At 29.0% G+C, this 3,526-nt stretch carries 4 protein-coding genes; all 4 read left to right on the forward strand.

Translation table 11 applies throughout. The features are described from left to right. A partial coding sequence (locus ACSVH9_RS16160) for a hypothetical protein (protein WP_438064605.1) occupies window positions 1–607 on the forward strand: 607 nt, incomplete at its 5' end. Window positions 608–812: 205 nt separating this feature from the next. Beyond that, a complete protein-coding gene (locus ACSVH9_RS16165; RefSeq protein WP_438064606.1) occupies window positions 813–1,538 on the forward strand; it encodes a hypothetical protein in 726 nt (241 codons plus the stop codon). Window positions 1,539–1,698: 160 nt separating this feature from the next. Beyond that, window positions 1,699–2,445, forward strand: coding sequence for a hypothetical protein (locus tag ACSVH9_RS16170; protein WP_438064607.1), 747 nt, complete (start codon window positions 1,699–1,701; stop codon window positions 2,443–2,445). A gap of 184 nt (window positions 2,446–2,629) precedes the next feature. Next, window positions 2,630–3,394 (forward strand): NADAR family protein, encoded by a 765-nt coding sequence (locus ACSVH9_RS16175; protein ID WP_438064608.1) that lies wholly within the window; start codon window positions 2,630–2,632, stop codon window positions 3,392–3,394. Window positions 3,395–3,526 lie beyond the last annotated feature (132 nt).

Here is a 3,526-nt window from a genome sequence, read left to right on the forward strand (position 1 = left end):
TATATTACACCAAACAATGAAAATACTCGACATATTTAGAAGAATAACAATTAATAAATCGGGAAATAAAAATCCCGAAAATAGTGTTTATTTTCACGAAGATAGCTTTAACCAAGTTGAATTTTTACCGCGTGAAAACATAGTTTATCTGGAAAATGAAAACGAAAAAATAGAAAATTTTGCAGTGGAAAATTATGATGGTAATGGATTCTCCAATGTCTATGGACGAAAAGAAAATCCAGTAACTATTGAAACCAAAAAAATTCCTTTTGACAAGGTAGACAGAATGCTTATTGAACTCGGAATGGTAAAAAATTCAGAAGTTTATGAGGCCTATGGTTCGACAAAATGGAAATGTGAAAATACCTTTGCGTATACGTTCGGAAAATCTGAAATATTTATAACCTCAAAAGATGATTATATCAAAGATTTTTGGATTGATGGCTTTAGATTTCATAAGGATGATGAAATCAAATCAAAATTGAAAAATATTCTATTTACTATTGGAAATGAAATGAATTTAATCTTGAACGATTGGGATTTAACAGTAACTATTGATTTGAAAATTGAAACAGAAATCAATAAATACTTGAACGAACAGTTCTAAAAATACAGCTGCCAACACACGCTACAAGCAAGCTGGGCAATTGGCTTAATTTGAAAATAGTTTGTATTTGATGCATTTGTTTTTAACCGAAAGATTATGCATCTTTAATCCCAGCCTGCGTGTAGCGCGGGAACGTTGGGCATAATTTTACGAGAAAAGAACGTGAATAAGGTATTACAGCAAAAAATAGAAAACTAAATTTAAAATGATTAGAAGAATTACTGAAATATTTTTAATCACTATTACTCAAATTTTTTGTTTAGTATTTATTTTTGAAATAATCAATTATTGCTTTCCAATGCAACACAAAGAAGTTGGATTTGGAATAACTGTAAATTATTTTTTTTATATTTTATCTCTTTCTTTATTAGCTTGTAATTATTATGTGGAATTTTTTATAAAAAGAAAAATCTTACTTATTCTTGCTTTGTTACTTATTACAATTATTCTTCCGTTTGAAGCATTAAGTTTTAGACCATTAAAAAGTATACTTTTAATTATTCTCTCTACTTTCGGTTTCTTATCAACCGTTTTAATAAGTAAATGGAGAAAAAGAAACAAACTACAAAAAGTAGAAGAATATAGAATTGAACGTAAAAGTGAATTTCATAAAAAAATAGAAAATTATTTTGATAAATTAGCAGACAATCGAATTCCAAAAACTTTAATGCAAGAATTAATCAATCGAATTACTGATACGGAATATGAGAATTACAAAAGATTTTGGAATCAATATCCAAAATCAAGAAAACGTTATTCAAAACTTAAGATAGAAGATTTAAATCATCCATTTATCAATTATTTGATAACTGATTATTTTAAACAAAATGACTTTGAAAATTATAAAAAATATTCTTTAATACTTTTGAAAATGATAACAGAAGAATTTGAACAATATGAAATATCAAAATATCAATACGAAACGAAATAAAAAAACTATGCCCAACACACGCTACAAGCAATTTGGGTTTTAGGCTTAATTTGAAATTGGTTTTGTATTTGGAAGATTTGGCAAATCCGAATAATGGGCTTAATTTAGTCCCAAACTGCTTGTAGCGCGGGAACGTTGGGCGTCATTATAAAAAGACCGTATGGACAATAAAATATTTTTCAAAGAACAACTACTTAGAACACTAAATAACAGTTTAGTTGGACAAGTTATTTTGAACAATATGACTTTTGTAATCCTACCAAGTAATGCTGACAATGAAACACCTAAAAATACTTGGGATGAAATTATTAATTGGTGGGTTTTGCCAACAAGTACGCATGTTAAACTATCATTAGACCAAGTTTTAGAAACCCTAACTTCAAGACAAGGTCTTTTACCTCTTTGGATTAAAGTTAAACAACAAAGCGAAGACTTAATTCTACTAAATATTAGCAGACGATTTCGAAAAGTAAAAGACATAAAAGAGTTTCACAAAGACAATGAAAATATGCCCTTTGTTTTTGACAATTCCATTCCTGTTGAATTTACTAATGAGATGCAAAAAATTGGGCTGACAAGAAAACTTTTATGGAATTTTGAAGTAACAGAACAAGAGAAAAGTTTTTTTGAAAATCACCCGTTGACTTTTACAGAAATTAGACAATTTATTGAAAACCATTTTAAAAGTTATATTTATTTCCCACCAGACTATAACCATCGTACGCCTGACACGAAAAGATATAGTAAATTAGTAATAAAAAAAGATACCGAATTTTCTATAGTTGAAAATATTAGCACAGCAAATGAGAAAAATATTTTGACTACAACTGATATTAGTAAAATTTTAGACACATATTTAGACAAAGAAATGAATTACCGAATTGACAATATAACAATAGAAAAATAACGAACGCCCAACACACGCTACAAGCAAGCTGGGCAATGGGTTTAATTTGAAAATAGTTTGTATTTGATACATTTGTTTTTAACCGAAAGATTATGCATCTTTAATCCCAGCCTGCGTGTAGCGCGGGAACGTTAGCGGTTATTGCAAAAAATCGTAGTAAAAAAGAACTTTAAGGAACAAACAAATGTCAATTATTTACAATTTAGAATGGTTAACAAACAAATACGAAAATGGAGAAGTTATAAAATATCTTTTCTTTTGGGGAAATAAACAAAATCACAAAGAAGAAGTTGGGAAATTTTGTTTTAGTCAATGGTTTGAAATTCCTTTTGTAGTTGACAATATTACATACAAAACTGCCGAACATTGGATGATGGCACAAAAAGCAAAACTTTTTAATGACAAAATAAATTACGAAAAAATAGTTTTGTGTGAAAAGCCAGGAGAAGCGAAAGAACTTGGAAGAGAAGTTTTAGGTTTTGACGAACAAATTTGGAATGAAAAGCGCATTGAAATAGTTAAAATTGGTAATATTCATAAATTCAATCAAAACAAAACACTTGGCGAATATTTAAAACAAACAGGAAATAGGGTTTTAGTTGAAGCTAGTCCAGTTGATATTATCTGGGGAAATGGACTTTCTCAAGATAGTAAAGAAATAGAAAATATTTATGCTTGGCGTGGACAAAATTTACTTGGATTTGTATTAATGGAAGTAAGAGATTTTTTAAATGATTTTGGTTATTTTACACCAATTCAAGATGAAATGAAAACACCTTGGAAAGAATTTCCCAATATCGAACCTCAAGATATGTTTTGGAGAATGGGAAAAGGAGAAGATTATTTGATGAAATTTTATAAATTCTATTCAGAATTAAGCGAGAAGGAAAAAACTATATTCAGACTTACAAATCCTGAACCAATAGAATGGAAAGATTCATATGAGTAAAAGCAACAACCGCTAACACACGCTACAAGCAATTTGGGTATTAGGCTTAATTTAAATATGGTTTTGTATTTGGAAGATTTGGCAAATCCGAATAATGGGCTTAATTTAGTCCCAAACTGCTTGTAGCGCGGG

Origin of the sequence: Flavobacterium sp. RSSB_23, assembly GCF_051547145.1 — a bacterium.
Taxonomy (GTDB): Bacteria; Bacteroidota; Bacteroidia; order Flavobacteriales; family Flavobacteriaceae; genus Flavobacterium.

Coding starts and splice junctions, on each gene's coding strand:
- ACSVH9_RS16165 (WP_438064606.1), top strand. CDS start 813: ATGATTAGAAGAATTACTGAAATATTTTTAATCACTATTACTCAAATT.
- ACSVH9_RS16170 (WP_438064607.1), top strand. CDS start 1,699: ATGGACAATAAAATATTTTTCAAAGAACAACTACTTAGAACACTAAAT.
- ACSVH9_RS16175 (WP_438064608.1), top strand. CDS start 2,630: ATGTCAATTATTTACAATTTAGAATGGTTAACAAACAAATACGAAAAT.